At 42.8% G+C, this 16,281-nt stretch carries 14 protein-coding genes; 6 read left to right on the top strand and 8 right to left on the bottom strand.

Annotated features, from left to right (window positions below; genetic code table 11):
- Positions 1-83: 83 nt before the first annotated feature.
- The gene (locus I5907_RS13730; protein ID WP_196991384.1) at positions 84-1,313 is read right to left on the bottom strand and encodes a carboxypeptidase-like regulatory domain-containing protein; all 1,230 of its coding nucleotides are present in this window, start codon (positions 1,311-1,313) and stop codon (positions 84-86) included.
- Between the two features lie 94 nt (positions 1,314-1,407).
- Between I5907_RS13730 and I5907_RS13735 the strand changes: the two genes are divergently transcribed.
- Positions 1,408-1,839: a thioredoxin fold domain-containing protein gene (locus I5907_RS13735; protein ID WP_196991385.1), complete on the top strand. Its 432-nt coding sequence runs from the start codon at positions 1,408-1,410 to the stop codon at positions 1,837-1,839.
- Between the two features lie 4 nt (positions 1,840-1,843).
- On the opposite strand, the gene I5907_RS13740 is transcribed toward I5907_RS13735, so the two are convergent.
- The 3 genes from I5907_RS13740 to I5907_RS13750 all read right to left on the bottom strand — a co-directional run bounded on the left by I5907_RS13740 (position 1,844) and on the right by I5907_RS13750 (position 5,458).
- Positions 1,844-2,821 (bottom strand): glycoside hydrolase family 43 protein, encoded by a 978-nt coding sequence (locus tag I5907_RS13740; RefSeq protein ID WP_196991386.1) that lies wholly within the window; start codon positions 2,819-2,821, stop codon positions 1,844-1,846.
- Positions 2,822-2,899: 78 nt separating this feature from the next.
- Complete coding sequence (locus tag I5907_RS13745; protein WP_196991387.1) at positions 2,900-4,000, bottom strand: Gfo/Idh/MocA family protein; 1,101 nt, start codon at positions 3,998-4,000, stop codon at positions 2,900-2,902.
- A 189-nt stretch (positions 4,001-4,189) separates the two neighbouring features.
- Entirely contained in the window at positions 4,190-5,458 is a 1,269-nt protein-coding gene (locus I5907_RS13750) for a cation:proton antiporter (RefSeq protein ID WP_196991388.1), read from the bottom strand.
- A 251-nt stretch (positions 5,459-5,709) separates the two neighbouring features.
- Between I5907_RS13750 and I5907_RS13755 the strand changes: the two genes are divergently transcribed.
- Both I5907_RS13755 and I5907_RS13760 read left to right on the top strand, forming a co-directional pair.
- Positions 5,710-5,931 carry a hypothetical protein gene (locus I5907_RS13755; protein ID WP_196991389.1) on the top strand — a complete coding sequence of 74 codons (222 nt, stop codon included), beginning with the start codon at positions 5,710-5,712 and terminating at the stop codon, positions 5,929-5,931.
- Positions 5,932-6,002: 71 nt separating this feature from the next.
- Positions 6,003-6,293, top strand: coding sequence for a YciI family protein (locus I5907_RS13760; protein ID WP_196991390.1), 291 nt, complete (start codon positions 6,003-6,005; stop codon positions 6,291-6,293).
- Here I5907_RS13760 and I5907_RS13765 read toward each other — a convergent pair.
- Positions 6,290-9,151, bottom strand: a complete 2,862-nt coding sequence (locus tag I5907_RS13765; RefSeq protein WP_196991391.1) for a S8 family peptidase — start codon at positions 9,149-9,151, stop codon at positions 6,290-6,292. The two genes, I5907_RS13760 and I5907_RS13765, sit on opposite strands and share 4 nt — an antisense overlap.
- Before the next feature lie 255 nt (positions 9,152-9,406).
- Positions 9,407-9,853 carry an LEA/WHy family protein gene (locus I5907_RS13770; protein ID WP_196991392.1) on the bottom strand — a complete coding sequence of 149 codons (447 nt, stop codon included), beginning with the start codon at positions 9,851-9,853 and terminating at the stop codon, positions 9,407-9,409.
- 284 nt (positions 9,854-10,137) lie between these two features.
- On the opposite strand from I5907_RS13770, the gene I5907_RS13775 reads away from it, so the two are divergent.
- A complete protein-coding gene (locus I5907_RS13775; RefSeq protein ID WP_196991393.1) occupies positions 10,138-10,746 on the top strand; it encodes a WbqC family protein in 609 nt (202 codons plus the stop codon).
- Between the two features lie 223 nt (positions 10,747-10,969).
- On the top strand, positions 10,970-12,010 hold the full coding sequence (locus I5907_RS13780) for a PorP/SprF family type IX secretion system membrane protein (RefSeq protein ID WP_196991394.1): 1,041 nt from the start codon (positions 10,970-10,972) through the stop codon (positions 12,008-12,010).
- 299 nt (positions 12,011-12,309) lie between these two features.
- Here I5907_RS13780 and trmD read toward each other — a convergent pair whose 3' ends face one another.
- Both trmD and I5907_RS13790 read right to left on the bottom strand, forming a co-directional pair.
- Positions 12,310-12,984 carry a tRNA (guanosine(37)-N1)-methyltransferase TrmD gene (gene trmD / locus I5907_RS13785; protein WP_196991395.1) on the bottom strand — a complete coding sequence of 225 codons (675 nt, stop codon included), beginning with the start codon at positions 12,982-12,984 and terminating at the stop codon, positions 12,310-12,312.
- 6 nt (positions 12,985-12,990) lie between these two features.
- The gene (locus I5907_RS13790; protein ID WP_196991396.1) at positions 12,991-13,383 is read right to left on the bottom strand and encodes an RNA-binding S4 domain-containing protein; all 393 of its coding nucleotides are present in this window, start codon (positions 13,381-13,383) and stop codon (positions 12,991-12,993) included.
- Positions 13,384-13,701: 318 nt separating this feature from the next.
- Here I5907_RS13790 and I5907_RS13795 point away from each other — a divergent pair, with 318 nt between their 5' ends.
- Positions 13,702-16,281 carry a phosphoenolpyruvate carboxylase gene (locus tag I5907_RS13795; protein ID WP_196991397.1) on the top strand — a complete coding sequence of 860 codons (2,580 nt, stop codon included), beginning with the start codon at positions 13,702-13,704 and terminating at the stop codon, positions 16,279-16,281.

Consider the following 16,281-nt stretch of genomic DNA (forward strand, 5'->3'; position numbering starts at 1 on the left):
CAGCCCAATTAATAACAGAACGATGAACGTAGTGCGACGCAACGAAGCTGCATAGTATTACTGCTGCCGGCTTCATTATAAAACTATTCTTCTTTTGGCCGGTAATCGAACGGGAGCATAGCCGACATTTTTTCCCACCAGCCCCAGAAACCTTCCAGCATAAGGTCTTCGGGCTCGTAGAAATAACCGTTTGATGTGATAAGAATGGGTTTTTGATTGGGCAGTGTAACAACGGAAGTTACCGGCTGACTGCTGGATGCATCTCGGAATGATTCTACATATTCCTGTGGGTTCATGAGCGCCGGTATACGCACAATGAGGCATTGCTGAAAATCCAGCGCCGCAGTAAAACTGTCTGCTCCGTATGCAATATCATCGCCGGTAACCTTGCCGGGGTGTACCACTTCAATCGGGTCTTTCTGGCGAATGATTTTTTCGTAGTAAGGAACGCTGTCTGCAGCCAATGTAGCGGCAAAGTTTTTGATAGTACGGGTTTTCGAAACAGTATCGTAATAGTTTTTTTCACGCGCAAGCCAAAGGCGTTTTTCTGTATTAGGAAGCCTGTCCATCCTGAAAATCTCGTATCCATCCTGTACCAGGTGGTTCCTGTAAACGGCGCGTAAAAAACGAAGCGACGAAAATCCGTAAGCATTGGCCCTGGCTTTTTCCCATTTGTTTTGTTTACTCTTACTGCCTTCCATTTCTGTAAACAGCGGGTAACCGGCATAGAATAACGCTTTCGTGTTGAAGTTGTAGACAAAACTTTCCATCTGGTACCTGATGGTATAACCGAGCGCCTTGTTTTCTATTACCAGTGGCTCCATGGCATCAACATATAGCAGGCCGTCTTTTTTCATATAGCTGAATTTTACTGCATCCGGGTTTTGCAGTTTGCATTGCAAACCCAGCGCAGACGTGCCTATAAAGCTTTGTATAAAGAATGTGCCCCATTGCTCCCAGCCGTTTTTCATGTATTGCCGCACCGTAACGCCTTCCAGTTCCTTTGCTTTTTCTGTTATTTTTATATCGAGGTTGTCAATAGAAGCATTTAGCGTCAGGCTGTTGTTATATGTTTCAAAACCAATGAAAGAAACGATAAGATCGTACTTGCCCTGCCTGATGTTACCAAGTTCAAAATACCCGTTGTTGTTACTTACAGTACCATAAGAGGTGTTGCTCAAAAAAACACTGGCACCTGCCACGGGTGCACCGTTGTCTGCATTTACAACCTTGCCTTTAATTGTGTATACCTGGCTATAGATACAGCATGGTAGCAATATTGCCAGGCAAACAATCAATAATGTTTTAGCCATGCTGCAATATAGAAACTTATAACTAAAAAATTAGTCAAAGAATACCGGAAAGAAATTACTGGTGGAAAAGCTATATTTGAAACAATAAATTTTTATGCAACAGTTAAAGGCTACCTCGTTATTTGTGTTGATGATCCTGGCATCGATCATAGCAAATGCGCAGTCGGGTGTAACTTTTCTTGCCAACGGAAACCTGCGTACGGTATTTGAAAATGCCAAAGCTGAAAAGAAATTGGTTTTCCTCGAAGTGTATGCGCCGGACTGCAGTCACTGCCTGCAACTGGAAGCTGCTTTTAAAGATGCAAAGGTGGCAAAGTTTTATAATGAGCACTTTACCAGCTATAAAATGGATATGTATAAAGTGGAGACGCAGGCATTTTTGCAAAAGCAAAAGGTATATGTAAGTACTACGCCTACGCTATTATTTTATAATGCTGATGTGAAAATAATTTACCAGGTCACGCTTACAGAAGCAAGGTTAACAGCTGCAGCCTTGCTCGAAGAAGCCAAAAAGGTAGTTAAATAAATTATTACAGAGGTTGTGCGGCTACTGCAGTGTTGCTTAGCTTAACCGGCTTTATAAAACCTTTTTCATCAAAATACATTTCCTGTATACAGGTAACGCGGTGGTTGGCTGCTGTTTCGCCCAAAGGTCTCCTGTGGTAGACAATATACCATTTGTCTTTTTGTGTATTGTGTATTACTGAATGATGCCCCGCACCGGTAGCAATCGTTGAATCCTGCTGCAGTATTTTACCCACTCTTTTAAAAGGGCCAAAAGGAGAATCTGCAATGGCATATGCTACAGAGTAATCAGGACCAGTCCAGCCCCCTTCACTCCACATAAAATAATATTTGTTGTCTTTGATAAACATCATCGGGCCTTCCACGTAATTGTCTGGTGTAATTTCTTTGAACGTGGTACCATCTTCAAAAGATATAAGCCCGGTAAAATCTTTGTTGAGCCTGGCAATATTGCAGTGGCGCCAGCCACCGTAGATGATGTAATATTGGCCATCTTTATCATGAAACACAAACTGGTCTATTGGTTGTGCACCGTTATAAAACTTATCGATCAGCGGTTTGCCCGGCAGGTCTTTAAAAGGGCCTTCTGGTTTATCTGAAACGGCTACACCTATGCCTCCATATTCATCATTGTTTTGTATATCATTGGCGCCAAAGAACAGGTAGTACTTTTTATCTTTTTCAACAATAGCCGGCGCCCATACAGCTCTTTTGGCCCACTTTACATTGGCGGTATCGAGTACTTTGTTATGTTTGGTCCAGTGTACAAGATCCGGGGAGGAGAAAGCATCAAAAAAAACCTGTTTTTCGTATTTGTCAGAATAAGTAGGGTAGATCCAATATTTGTTGCCAAGGATAACACCTTCAGGGTCTGCATACCACCCTTCAATAATGGGGTTTTTGGAGGCCTCGTTTTGTTGGGCAAAAGTTCCAAGAGCAATGGTGGTTAGCACACTTATAAAGCCGGTTCTGAGTATTTTCATAAACCCGAAAATAACGCTTTCATACATTTTAAAATGGCAAATCTTTTTTGCAAAACCTGCACAAGAGATTTATAAACCTTACGCAATTGCTATACGGGTGTTTTGCCGCACAGCGCTATAAATAGCTTCTACTACTCTTATGTCTCTTAAGCCTTCTTCGCCCGGTACCAGTACCGTTTTGTTTTGCATAATGGCCAGTGCGTCCTCATCCATCTGTTTTACCTGCTCATAGGGTATTTCAGTAATAGCGGGTTTAATCACCAGTCCATCGCTGGCAGTGCCCTGCACGCCGTTGTAGGCAGAGAACGGCTCCAGTTTGTACCAGCCTTTCGTGCATTCGGTTTTCATATGGTTCATGTCTTTGCCAAAACTGGCTTCGCATTCTGCCAGTGCACCCGATGGAAACTCCAGGTTAAAATGAATGGTCTCGTCCACATCTTTGTAAATCTCCGGCCTGGTCGTTGACTGCTTTGCCGTTACTGCTACAGGCTCTTCACCGGTAATATACCGTGCTGCATTCAGCGGGTATACGCCCATGTCGTACATACAACCTCCGCCAAGGCTTTTGGTTTGTTTCCAGTGGTTGGTCCGGTTATCAACATAGCCCGCAAAAGCAGTTACTTTCCGTATAGCACCATATCTTTTCTCCTTACCAAACTGTATGATCTGCTGTGTCACCGGTTCATGATGCAACCGGTAACCAATACTGAGTTTTACTTTGTTACTGTTGCACGCATCAATCATAGATTTACATTCTGCCACGGTCATGGCCATCGGTTTTTCGCACCACACATGTTTGCCAGCCCTGGCGGCCCGTATGGCGTATGCTGCATGCATAGATGGTGGCAGTACAATGTATACCACATCAATGTCGGGGTTATTGGCCAGCTGGTCAAAGCTTTTGTAATCATAAATGTTCTTATCGGCAATCCTGTATTGCGCCTGCCATTTCTTTGCTTTCTCCGGTGTGCCGGTTACAATGCCTTTTAACTCGCAATGTTTTGTAAGCTGCAATGCAGGCGCAAGCAGATCTGTGCTGTAGTAACCCAGCCCAACCAGCGCCACTCCAAGCTTTTCTTTTTTGCGTGGCAGCAATACAGATGCGAAAGCACTGTTGGCTACTGCTGCTGCAGCTATACTGCCCAATGAATGTTTGATAAATATCCTGCGTGATTTCATAATAATGTTATTTGTATGATTGTTGAGCGTCGTTACTGTCCGAAAGTTTTTTATGATGGGCCGGGCTGCATATCATGCATTAAGCGCCTGTTGCGTCGCACACTTGTACTGCAGTACTTTTTTCAACACTCCGGCTATATCGTCATATGTTTTTTACAAGGCAGTCTGCGATAAAACCCGTTATGATCTTTATAAACTTTTGTCTGCATTTTCAATAGCTTGTCTTTTAAATTTCTTATTGACAATTTTTTCAATCGTCAACCCCTGAACAATAATAGAAAATACAACCACGCAATAGGTAATAAATATAAAAAGATTTTTGTGCATGCCTGCACCAAGGCTTAAAGCAAGTGCTACAGATACGCCGCCACGTAAACCACCCCATGTAAGAAATACGATTGTCTTCATGGTCATTTTTTGCTGCAGCCTTACAATCAGCGAGGGCAGCAGGATAGAAATAAATCTTGCAAACAACACAACCGGTATTGTTATAATGCCAATAAGCCAGTAGTTATCAAAATTTTTGATCAGCAGCAGTTCCAGGCCTATCAACACGAAAAGAATGATATTAAGTATTTCATCTATCAGTTCCCAGAACTTGTCTATGTATTCTTTCGACACATCACTCATTGCATATTTCTTCCCATAGTTGCCAATAAAAATGCCTGCCGAGACCATGGTCAGCGGCGCAGATACCGAGAGCGATTTAGCCAGTATATAACCGCCCATCACCACTGCAATCGTTATCATCACCTCTACTTTGTAGTCATCAATTGTTCTTAAAGCGCCGGAACTTACAAAGCCCAAAGCAACGCCCAGCACAAGTGCACCTACTGCTTCCCGCAGAAAAATGTGTGATACTTCTTTTAGTGATACGCCTTCGCCGGGGTTATGTATTGCATGAAGGATGGTAACAAATATTACGAGCGCAACCCCATCATTAAAGATAGATTCGCCGGCAATCTTCGTTTCCAGCGATTTTGGTACACCGGTATCTTTTATTACACCAAGGACAGAGACGGGATCAGTAGGAGAGATCAAGGCACCAAACAACAGGCATTGCTCAATGCTTACCGGGCTTTTGAGCAACTGCATTACGCCAAACAGCATACCGCCAACAATAAAAGTTGATATAACGACCCCTATTGTTGAAAACAAAACCACGGGCAGTTGCTGTGCACGCAGGTCTTTAATCTTTATCTGGATTGTGCCGGCAAACAACAGGAAATTCAGTACCACACCAATGATTACATCCGTAAAATCCACTGAGCTGATCAGCTTTACTGAATCGGCAGAGATTGTAGGGAATAAACGGCTTGTGAGCAACAATAATATAGATACAACAATGGCGATGATCATTACACCAATATTATTGGGAAGCTTTAAGAAGCGGCGGTTGATGTAAGCAAATACAGTAGCAATAACAATAAATACAGCGATGACATTAAACAGATTCATACGGCTCTAAATATACTCAAATATGTTGCCTGTTATATATACCTGTTTTGATAATATGTGCGGTGCTTATACCCGCAGGCTGAAGCTGCAAAACTTGTTGCAGTACAAGTGAGTGACACAACCGGAGATGCTGCTTATTCCTGGCTGGCAAACAACATTTTCTTTCCATGCTTTTTTAACAGTCGCGCCTGTATCGGCAAGTTTTTTGGCATGGTTTTGTAACTAATATAAGCTCACCAAAGATGTTAGCTATGAAAGCATGTTTTATTAAGTTAAATTGCCTGGAAGACACACTGGATAACACCGTAACAGTAAATGCTGGTAACATCTCTACTATCAAAAGAATAACATACAATGATGTTTTACAAACAATGGTTATGATGGTAGGTGGAGAACGTTTTGGTGTTAGTGAAACTCCGGAAGAAATTGCAGAGATTGTTGAAAGAGAACTTTCTAAAGAGCCTGCATATTAAGCACATCATTTAATTTTTAAAAAGAGCGCATCTTACGATGCGCTTTTTTATTTTTATGCCAAAGACTTGATATGCCGCAGTTCCTGATACTTGCTACCGACTATAAAGATGAACAAGCCTTAACAAGAAGGTTACAGGTAAGAGAAGTACACCTGGCCCGTATGCGGACGGAAAAAGAAAAGGCTGTTTTTATCTTTGGCGGCGCAAGGTTGAACGCATCGGGTAATATGTGCGGTTCTATGCTTGTTATAGCGTTGCCAGATATCTCCACAGTTGAACAATGGATTGAAGAGGACCCTTACATTAAGGGAAAAGTTTGGGAGTCTGTGGAAATACTTCCATTTAAAACTGCCGCTGTTTAATTAACCAGGATCTTACCACTATAGGTCTTTACACCCTCTGTATAAATAATGGCCATGTACACGCCCCGTGCAAGCCTGCTTACCGGTATATCTGTCCTGGTAGTATTAAAGTTTTGTTGTAAAACCTTCCTTCCCGTTGCATCAAAAAGCATCAGCGTATTGGTGTAGAAATTATCCGTTACAATGGTAAATGAGCCATTTCTGGGCACCGGGTTCGGGTAAAACACAAATTTGTTGTTGCCACCGGCAAAATAGATCGTCGCCTCAGTAGTGGTAATCGTCTGCCCATTTGTAAGCGTAACTACAGCGCGGAAAATGTTTGTTCCGGTATGGAGCGTGTTTGCCTCGTAAGTGTTTGCAACAACCCGAACCGGTGAAATGGTTTCTATGGTTTGCCATCCGGTAGTGCTGAACTGCTGAAAAGCAATACTGCTTACATTATAGGTAGTGCCCAGCGAAAGCTGCAACTGCGCGGTATTGTTGGTAGTAAGATCTGCCAGGAAGTTATTGATGTAGCAGCCGGTACCCTGGGTGGTGTAATCAAAAGCGTAACTTCTTACACCTTCGTAGCCATCCTGTAACAATGTTGTGATGGCTATATATGGTGATTGTGTAGCATGCAGCACAATACTGGTGTCTGTAGTAGTTGTAAATGGTTCGAGATACTTATCACCGAGCAGGTAGACCTTATAACCATTTACGTTTGGCGCTTTATTCCAGGTTATCAGCACAGAATCTGCGCAATTAAAGCCTACATCTGTTGTAAGCTGCTTCGAAAAATTGAATGTATCGGAATAGTATTGGTCGCTGCCAATCGTCATGCGTGCAATGGCTGTGGTAAACTGCGCAGGTGTGGTCCATTTTAAATAACGGTCGCTGAGGTTTACGGCAGACGCAATATTTTTCCAGGTGTTGCCTTTATCGGTACTGTAGTCAAGCACGCCGGTAGTACTGCTGGCATAACTGCTTTGCCACCTGAAAATACTGTTTTCACCACTCGTAAAATGGTCATTGGCAGCCGGAGAGATAAAGTAAAAATCGTTTTGCTCATCCCACCGGTAAACAACATAAAATTTCTGCGGGCCACGGGGTATATTGTAGCCATTGACGCGGATCGTCAAAGTGCCGTTTGCCGGGTTATCTACCGTAACCTGTTCTACTACATTCAGGCTGTCCCGTCCTTTTGTGGCTGCTTTGCGCAGCGAGTCTGCCGAAGCAGCACTGTTCAGCACCCACGGAAGAATGACGTTTTGTTTGGACTGTAGTTGCAGATCGAGGTCATTTACCAGCGCCGTAAATGCATTTGCCTGAGCAGCCGGGTCTGTCCACGTAAGTGTTACCTTCAGGTTGCGGGCATTGGCGGGCACTGTTATCGTAAAAGTTTGTGTTTGCCCATCTGCCACCGCGCCTGTAAAGTACTTGCCAGACCTGGTGTCTTCTACGGCGCGGTAAGCATTTACGTTACCGTAGCCGGAAAAATAATCAGGGCCCCTTCTGTTAATATCATCCGCACTGTTAATGATGAAAGCTTTTGTAAGCGCATTCTCCGGCAGGGAATCCTGGTGTTGCTGAGCATATGCCGATTGCACGGCCAGCACTACGCCAGATGTTATGGCTGCAGCGCCAGAGCTGCCATCATTGCCATAGGCTGCAAGATCCGGCTTTATGCGCCCGTCGTATGCAGGCCCTTTTGAACTAAGGTCAGATATTGTAAAGAATGAGTCTATTGAGCCAACAGTAAGTATATTTTTGGCCATTTTAAAACTACCGCTGATGTTGGCAAACCCTGTAATATTTTCATATGGGCTGCCTGCAAGGCTGTCTTTACTGGTGCCAATGTTACCCGCAGAAAACACGTGCAGCAATGCAGGGTTATCAACCATACTCTGGTCATAGGCAGCTGCATCTGCCGCATAAAAGTTTTCAATGCCCACGCCATAAGAGTGGTTTTGCACACTTATATTATTTGTGGCGTAGTTCTGCCCGTCTGGCAATAAAATGGCAAAATCAGATGAAGTAAGTGTACATGCATTGGTTACACCACGGCCGGTAAAAAAGGAGTTACCGGCGCCGCCGATCAATGTTGCCATTGTTGTTGCGTGGGAAGAAGTGGTTGCACTTTCCAGCCCACTTGTTTTTATTCGGTTTTTAAAGTCTATATCGCTGTAATCAAACCGGTTCTCTTTTACCGATGCGGTAAGATTTGTACCATTTATACCCGGGTAAGCCGCAAAGAGGAGGTTGGTGCTATTGGCGCTGTTATCGTAATCATTGATAACGGTTTCTTCTTTTGCGCTATTCAGCCGCATATCTACAGATTGCACATATTCATTTTCAAGCAAGGTTTGCTCTATGAAATCAATGCTGGTCTTTACCAGGAAGAGATGGTATTTTTCTATGGTACGAATAATGGTTGCCCGGCTGTTGTTTGCTGCTATCAGCGACTCAAAAGATCCCGGGTCAGATGCGCTGATAAGAAAATTGTAGCTGCCCTTCTGCAACGCCTTTTTCTTTTGCAGCAATGCCGGCGAAAGTTTCCAGTCGTTGTTTGCTGCTTCTACATGTTCCACCATCAATGGGCTGTTGCGGGTAAGCAGGGAAGCCGTCTGGTGGTCAATTATAAACCATTGTTTCGAAAGTTGTCTTTTAAAAACAGCGGCATAGCGTTTTTTAAAAGCTCCTGCGTAGCCGGCTTTTATTTTTACCAGCAAGTACTTAAATGCTTCCGGTTGTTTGCCGTTTGAAGCCATTTTGCCGGAAAAACTCAACCGGATGGCATTATCTGTGGAATCTGTCGTTTCCTGTGAAAATCCTTTAAATGTGCAGCAGATCAAAAGAAAAAAAAGCAGGCGTTTCATCTGGTTTATTTGATTATTGTAACCTGGTTGGGTAGATTAAAAGTATCAATTCTTTGCTTTACAAGGGTTTATTTTTTATGTGGCCGGCTTTTGGGCTTTGTGGCATCACCTGTTGTGTCACTCACTTCAGGGTTCCATTTTCATGGCGGCTGCAGCGTTCCGTTTTTTACCCGCGCAAAATTTATGAGCTTGGCAGAATGTGCAGTATGCTTACTTTTTGTTTTTGTGGAAAGGTGCAATAAAAATGGGGCTGGGCTAAAAAATACTAAACTCGTGCCTGCCTGAATATGAGAAGGGTACTGTTATGTAAATACCTCCTTTACCAACTTTTGTAGTGCCTTTTACTTCCAGTAGTAACTCCTTGGTAAAAAGTGAGGTAAGCGTGTTTTTGAAAAGGTTTTTCATGTTCACATTCATTTTAGAAGGCACCACAAACTCTGACTTTTTGGCAATGTGCATGGTGGTGTCGAGAATGTACTTGCCCAGGTAATTGTGCTCCACGTATACATCGCAATCTATATGCTTCAGGTCAACGCCAAAGTTGTTGGGGTTGAAGTAAACCAGGTCCATACTAATGGAGGAGTTCTGAAAACCCAGGCTGTCAATCTTAAAATTTCGCAGGTCGCGGTATTCAAAGCTTTGTGGCTTTTTACAACTGGCAAATGCCAGGAGCAACAATAGGATGGGGGCAAAAATTTTCATGCAACGATTTACGTGCAAAATAATCAGAAAGATTAAAAGCGGTGAAAAACAAATGGTTATTAACTTAGTTTTATGCGCGTTTTTTTTGCTACAAAATTTAGGAAAGCAAAAAATGCCGGTCAAAAAACATAGCCTAATTTTTTTAGTATATAAAATATTAATCTAAAACATTTATTTTCAATTTATTATAGTGGTTTATTACATATTTAAACGGATTTAAATTTTGTTGTTGAGGAAGAATTTGGCTTGTAGTAAAAGTTTTAAACATGCATAAAATTTCGAATTTGAAAAAGTTTTTAATTATTGAAAATCAATATTTTCCAACGGTTAATTGGTATAAAGCTTCGTTTTCCAGGCAATATATAATTCTTTCCAGATGCGAACGCTTTCAAAAAATGACTTTTCGCAACAGAACGGTGATTTGTGGCGCGAATGGATTGATCAACCTCTCTGTGCCTGTAGAGCAAGGACGGGATCAGAAGTTGCCTTTTGGGGAAGTGAGGATCAGTTACCGGGATAACTGGCAAATGAATCATTGGAGGGGAATTGTGTCCTGCTATGGCAAATCCCCGTTTTTCGAATTTTACCGCAGCGACATGGAGAAGCTTTTTTCCAGGCGTTATGCATTTCTTTTTGACATGAACCTCGAGATTATAGGTTGGCTCAATAAAATGCTTCAGTTGCCCGCACAAATTCAGGTGGAGGAAAACTTTGTTGAAAACCCGGATGCTGACAATATGACAAATAATTGGTTGCCTAAAAACTTCCAGGCCCTGGGTCCATTGGTAACATATACCCAGGTTTTTGAAGACCGGATCGGTTTTCAAACAAACGTTAGTATCATGGATTTGCTGTTTAATACCGGTCCGGCAGCAGGAAAATTATTGCGGTAACGGTTTAAAATGTTCGTCTGCATACAGCGGGCAAACTATGCGCGAAGCTGGTATTTTTAAAAGCTACGCTAAGGTCTTCGCATTTGCTCAATCGGTTTGTTGCAGTTGAAGAGTGCGACGCAACAGCAGCTTAATAGCATTGTTGCAGCCGGGTTCAAAATATCTTTCCCCAAAAAATATATCTATGTTTTTGAATAACATGAAATTGTAATTTTAGCGTACCATGGTCCGAACCGCTTTAACTGTATTGCTGATTGCCACGTGTTGTTTTGCCGGTGCGCAGCAGCGCCCGTATTACACCCAATACGTACTTAATAATTATATACTTAACCCCGCCGTTGCAGGTATTGAAAATTACTGGGATATAAAAGCCAGCCACCGTCACCAGTGGGTGGGTATAAACGGCGCACCTGTTACAACATATTTTACCCTGCAGGGGCCGCTTTCGCGCAATAGTTCGGGCCGGCAAACAGCCACAACCGTGCGCACACCCGGGGAAAACCCCCGTGGCCATGTTTTTATGGAAGAGTACCAGTCGACAGACCCGCATCATGGCGTTGGGCTGACCGTGCTTAATGACAGGACCGGGCCCATCAACCGTTTTTCTTTACAAGGCACTTACGCATATCATATACCGTTGAATGATCGTATAAGCCTCGGTGGAGGTTTATCGCTCGGTATACAGAATGTTACGCTAAGAACCAACGAATTGGATTTTGGCGAAGCTTACACGGTAGATCCTGTTGTTGCCGGCAGTGCATATATCAACAACATCAGACCGGATATCAGCCTCGGTATTATGGCCTATAGCGCAAAATGGTTTGCAGGGCTTGGTGTGCAGCAGGTGGTACCATCGAGAATTAGTTTCAATGATGGTAAACTTACTGGTGACAGTGTAACATTGCTGAATAACAAGCTTGTACCGCACCTATTTTTACAGGCAGGCTACCGTATACTGCTGGGCGAAGATTTTAGCTTATTGCCTTCCATAACAGCCAAATATGTAAATCCTGTACCACTAAGTTTTGACATCAATATAAAACTGCAATACCGCGATCTTATCTGGGCTGGCGTTTCAGCAAGGCCGGATGATGGCTTCGCAGGCATGTTGGGTGTAAACTTAAACAGCAGCATTAATATTGGTTATTCTTACGATTATACAACAACGCTGCTTAATACGGTTAGCAAAGGAACACATGAAATTGTAGTAGGCTTCCTGCTGGGCAATAAATATGGTGACTGGTGCCCTAGAAATGTCTGGTAATAACAATTTCCGAAAACTGAAAGTCCAGGTGAGTGTATAAAACAAAAAATCCTGCAGGGCAGGATTTTTAGATTAGGTTAACAATCTAAAAAATTTTTACGAGGGAGAAAAACTGTGGTTCTTTTGGATAAATTGGATATTAAAACGGTGGATTTTGAAAACAAATAATGTTAATCAAATCACAATGTAAATGTAGATAAATGTATTTTTCACACATAACAAGAAAAGACTAACTGATATCCTTAATGGACACGGCATGCCTTTTTTGGACATTTTTAATAGATAGGTGATTTTTTAATCTATTTAAGCAGATCCGGACGTTTGGTGCTGGTTAACCTGTATGCCTCTTCGTAGCGCCAGTCATCGATGAGTTTAGGATTACCCGAAAGTAATACAGGCGGCACTTTCCAGCCCCGGAAGTCTTCCGGTCTTGTGTAAACGGGCGGCGCAAGCATATTATCCTGGAAAGAATCAAACAAAGCAGAGGTTTCATCATTCAACACACCGGGAAGCAGCCGTCCTATGCTGTCAACGATTACGGCTGCTGCAAGTTCTCCGCCACTGAGCACGTAATCACCAATGGACAATTCCTTTGTAACATAATGATCCCTGATACGCTGGTCGATTCCTTTATAATGCCCGCATATAATAATGAGATTGTCTTTGAGCGATAGCTGGTTGGCGATGCCCTGGTTTAGCGTAGTGCCGTCCGGCGTTACATAAATGATCTCATCGTAAGAGCGCTCACTTTTCAGTTGTTCAATCGCTTTTGCAAGTGGCTCACACATCATTACCATACCGGCGCCGCCACCATACTGGTAGTCGTCAACCTGCCCGTAAGCATTGACAGCCCATTGGCGTAAATTATGCAGGCAGACCTCCAGTAAACCTTTCTCCTTTGCCCTTTTCATGATGCTGTGGTCTAGCGGGCTTTCCAGTAATTCCGGCAATACAGTTATTATATCTATTCTCATATTGTGTTATTCGTTTTCGAGGAAATCGCCCAGGTCCCTGCGCTGTTTTTTCGTAGGACGACCAATTTTACTAAGCCTCTTACCTGTATGAAAAGTTGCAGCCTGGAAGTTTAGTCGTTCCAGTTCTTCTGCCGGTGTAATATCAACATAAAATTTGATGGCTTCTGTATAAGCAACCCGGTTATGTAACAAAGCAGTAACACGAATAACCCATTTACGCGCTTCTGTTTTTACTTCGTATTCTTCGCCAACATTCACCGTTTTGGAAGCTTTCGCAGTATTGCCCAGCCACTTTACTTTGCCTTTGTCGCATGCATCTGCCGCCTGGCTGCGTGTTTTAAACAGTCGTATAGACCACAGGTATTTATCAATCCGCAGCTTTTCTTTCTGTTCTGTCATACACCAAAATTATAAATAACCGGTTACAGCGTAAAGAGTAATAAGTAATAAGTAATAAGTGGTAAGTAGTAAGTGGTAAGTAGTAAGTAGTGGGTGGTAAGTGGTTAGTAGTAAGTAAAAGTGATAAGTTGTAAGTGCTATGTAATAAGTGATAAGAGATCGATATTGATATAGCGCGGTAAATTCACCATTCACCATTGATCATTCACCAGCAATAAAAAACATCTGTTATTGATGCTTACAATTGTTATTACGATTTTATATTATCTTCACAACCTTGCTACGATTGCCTGTATAAAGTATGAAAATGTTTAGAATATGGACGTGTATTCAAATAGCGCATTGCAGCAATTCAGGAACCTTGTAGGTATCCGTTTCCAGCTTTACAATAGCTTATTTACTTCGTTGCCCTTTCACCGTATTGAGAAAACCGGTGTATTGTTGTCATTGTTCCTGCTTCATTGTGAAGAAGGCTTTCTCAAAAAGCAGAGCCCGGTAGAGATAGTGGACAGTTTTCTCTCCCAGTATACATCTTATAAAAAAGAACAGGAGTTTATAGACCTTTTGTTTCGTTTTATACAATATTCAGAAAGGCAGGTAGTACTTTTTGATGCACTCGAAGATGCCGCGTTTAAAAACGTAAATGATCTAAACGGAACAGGTACGCTCAAACACCTGGAGTCTGAAGTTATCCAAAACCAGTCAAGGCCCGAACTTGCCGAAAAGCTGAAGGACTTCTCGGTAAGGCTGGTGCTTACGGCACATCCCACACAGTTTTATCCCGGCGAGGTATTGGGTATCATCAACGATCTTTCTGCGGCGCTGGCAGAAGAAAATGCGGCCATGATCAACATGTACCTGCAGCAGCTCGGTAAAACGCCATTTCTGAAAAAGCAAAAGCCCACACCTTATGATGAGGCAGTAAGCCTGCTCTGGTTTTTGGAAAACGTATTTTACCAGGCAGCAGGGGGTATACTGATGAAATTAAAAGATCAGTATGGAGATTTTATACAATCGAAAAATCCAATCATAAGAATGGGCTTCTGGCCCGGCGGAGACAGGGATGGTAACCCCTTTGTAAAAGCCGACACTACTCTAAAAGTTGCAGACGCATTACGCAACGGCATTCTGCGGTCTTATTATTTCTCTGTAAGAAGGCTCAAGCGCAGGCTTACTTTTAAAGGCGTTGAGGAACGGTGCATTGAACTGGAAAAGAAACTGTACGATAATCTTTTTGTACCCGGTCACAAGGCCAACATCACACAAAAAGAAATACTGCAAACCCTCAATGAAGCCAGAAGGATTTTGATAGAGCAACACAATGGGTTGTTCCTTCACCTGCTTGATAACGTTATTTGTAAAGTAGAAATATTCGGGTTGTTCTTTGCCTCGCTGGATTTAAGGCAGGATAGCACCGTACACGGCAAAGCCCTTGATGCTATTGCAACAGTGAGCAACATTTTACCACCCGGCTATAGCGAGATGACCAACGATGAGAAGATCGGCGTTTTGCAGGATGTTCACCTTGCATTTCCAATAGAAGGCCTGGAAGATGAATTGTACAAAGACACATTGTTGAGTATGCAGGCAGCAAAGTCTATCCAGAAAACGAATGGAGAAGAAGGTTGCAACCGCTATATCATAAGCCAGTGCAACAGTGCATTAAACGTAATGGAAGTTTACGGCCTTTTCATGCTGTCCGGCTGGGAAGCAGAAAAGCTATGTATGGATATTGTGCCGCTTTTTGAGACCATCGGCGATCTCGAAAATGCGCCAGGCGTAATGCGTTCGCTTTATGAAAACAGTGTATACAAACAGCACCTTAACAGGAGGCACAATACCCAAACCATCATGCTCGGTTTTTCAGATGGTACAAAAGATGGCGGATACCTGATGGCAAACTGGGGCATTTACAAAGCCAAGCAGGAACTAACCCGCATTTCAAAAGAGTATGATATAGATGTTGTATTCTTCGATGGCCGCGGCGGCCCTCCGGCAAGAGGTGGCGGTAAAACTCATAAGTTTTATGCTTCTATGGGTAAAGACATTGCCAATAAAGAAATACAACTAACGGTGCAGGGCCAGACTGTCAGCTCAAACTTTGGAACGGTAGAAGCAGCACAGTTTAACATAGAGCAATTAATACATGCCGGCATCTCAAACGAAATTTTCTCCACAAAACAAATAACGCTTAAACAGGAAGAAGAAGCGTTGATACAAACGCTGGCAGATGACAGCTACAAAGCTTATATCGAGCTGAAAGAACATCCATATTTTGTAGAATACCTGGCGCAGGTAAGCCCGCTGCGCTTCTATGCAGAAACAAATATTGGCAGCCGGCCTGCAAAACGCGGCGGTTCAGCAAAACTCTCCCTGAAAGATTTAAGGGCTATTCCTTATGTAGGTTCGTGGAGCCAGCTAAAACAAAACGTTACAGGTTATTATGGCGTAGGCACTGCATTGAAAAAAATAGAAGAAGCCGGCAAATGGAAGCAGGTGCAAAAGCTTTACAAAGAATCGTTGTTCTTTAAAACCCTGATCGATAACTGTGAGATGGCAATGAAAAAATCTTATTTCCCGCTCACAGAATATCTTTCGTCGCATCCCAAATATGGTGAGATATGGCGGAAAACATATGAAGAATATGAACTAACTGTACGCTATGTACTTAAATTATCCGGCAACAGCGAGCTCATGGCCGATTACCCGGTTGATCAAATGTCTATCAGTATGCGGGAGAGAATTGTACTGCCGCTTGTTACCATTCAGCAATATGCGCTGTCTAAAGTACGCAATATGGAAGAACAGTTAATTCAAACACCTGTAAAAGATACTTATGGAAAGCTGGCAATGCGTTGCTCGTTCGGTATAATCAATGCAGGCCGTAACTCAGCCTAG

Origin of the sequence: Panacibacter microcysteis (assembly GCF_015831355.1) — a bacterium.
Classification (GTDB): domain Bacteria; phylum Bacteroidota; class Bacteroidia; order Chitinophagales; family Chitinophagaceae; genus Panacibacter; species Panacibacter microcysteis.

What these genes read in the sequence shown, in the direction of transcription:
- I5907_RS13730 (WP_196991384.1), bottom strand. Translation starts at nt 1,313, where the DNA reads ATGGCTAAAACATTATTGATTGTTTGCCTGGCAATATTGCTACCATGC.
- I5907_RS13755 (WP_196991389.1), top strand. Translation starts at nt 5,710, where the DNA reads ATGAAAGCATGTTTTATTAAGTTAAATTGCCTGGAAGACACACTGGAT.
- trmD (WP_196991395.1), bottom strand. Translation starts at nt 12,984, where the DNA reads ATGAGAATAGATATAATAACTGTATTGCCGGAATTACTGGAAAGCCCG.
- I5907_RS13745 (WP_196991387.1), bottom strand. Translation starts at nt 4,000, where the DNA reads ATGAAATCACGCAGGATATTTATCAAACATTCATTGGGCAGTATAGCT.
- I5907_RS13770 (WP_196991392.1), bottom strand. Translation starts at nt 9,853, where the DNA reads ATGAAAATTTTTGCCCCCATCCTATTGTTGCTCCTGGCATTTGCCAGT.
- I5907_RS13750 (WP_196991388.1), bottom strand. Translation starts at nt 5,458, where the DNA reads ATGAATCTGTTTAATGTCATCGCTGTATTTATTGTTATTGCTACTGTA.
- I5907_RS13765 (WP_196991391.1), bottom strand. Translation starts at nt 9,151, where the DNA reads ATGAAACGCCTGCTTTTTTTTCTTTTGATCTGCTGCACATTTAAAGGA.
- I5907_RS13735 (WP_196991385.1), top strand. Translation starts at nt 1,408, where the DNA reads ATGCAACAGTTAAAGGCTACCTCGTTATTTGTGTTGATGATCCTGGCA.
- I5907_RS13760 (WP_196991390.1), top strand. Translation starts at nt 6,003, where the DNA reads ATGCCGCAGTTCCTGATACTTGCTACCGACTATAAAGATGAACAAGCC.
- I5907_RS13790 (WP_196991396.1), bottom strand. Translation starts at nt 13,383, where the DNA reads ATGACAGAACAGAAAGAAAAGCTGCGGATTGATAAATACCTGTGGTCT.
- I5907_RS13780 (WP_196991394.1), top strand. Translation starts at nt 10,970, where the DNA reads ATGGTCCGAACCGCTTTAACTGTATTGCTGATTGCCACGTGTTGTTTT.
- I5907_RS13795 (WP_196991397.1), top strand. Translation starts at nt 13,702, where the DNA reads ATGGACGTGTATTCAAATAGCGCATTGCAGCAATTCAGGAACCTTGTA.
- I5907_RS13740 (WP_196991386.1), bottom strand. Translation starts at nt 2,821, where the DNA reads ATGAAAATACTCAGAACCGGCTTTATAAGTGTGCTAACCACCATTGCT.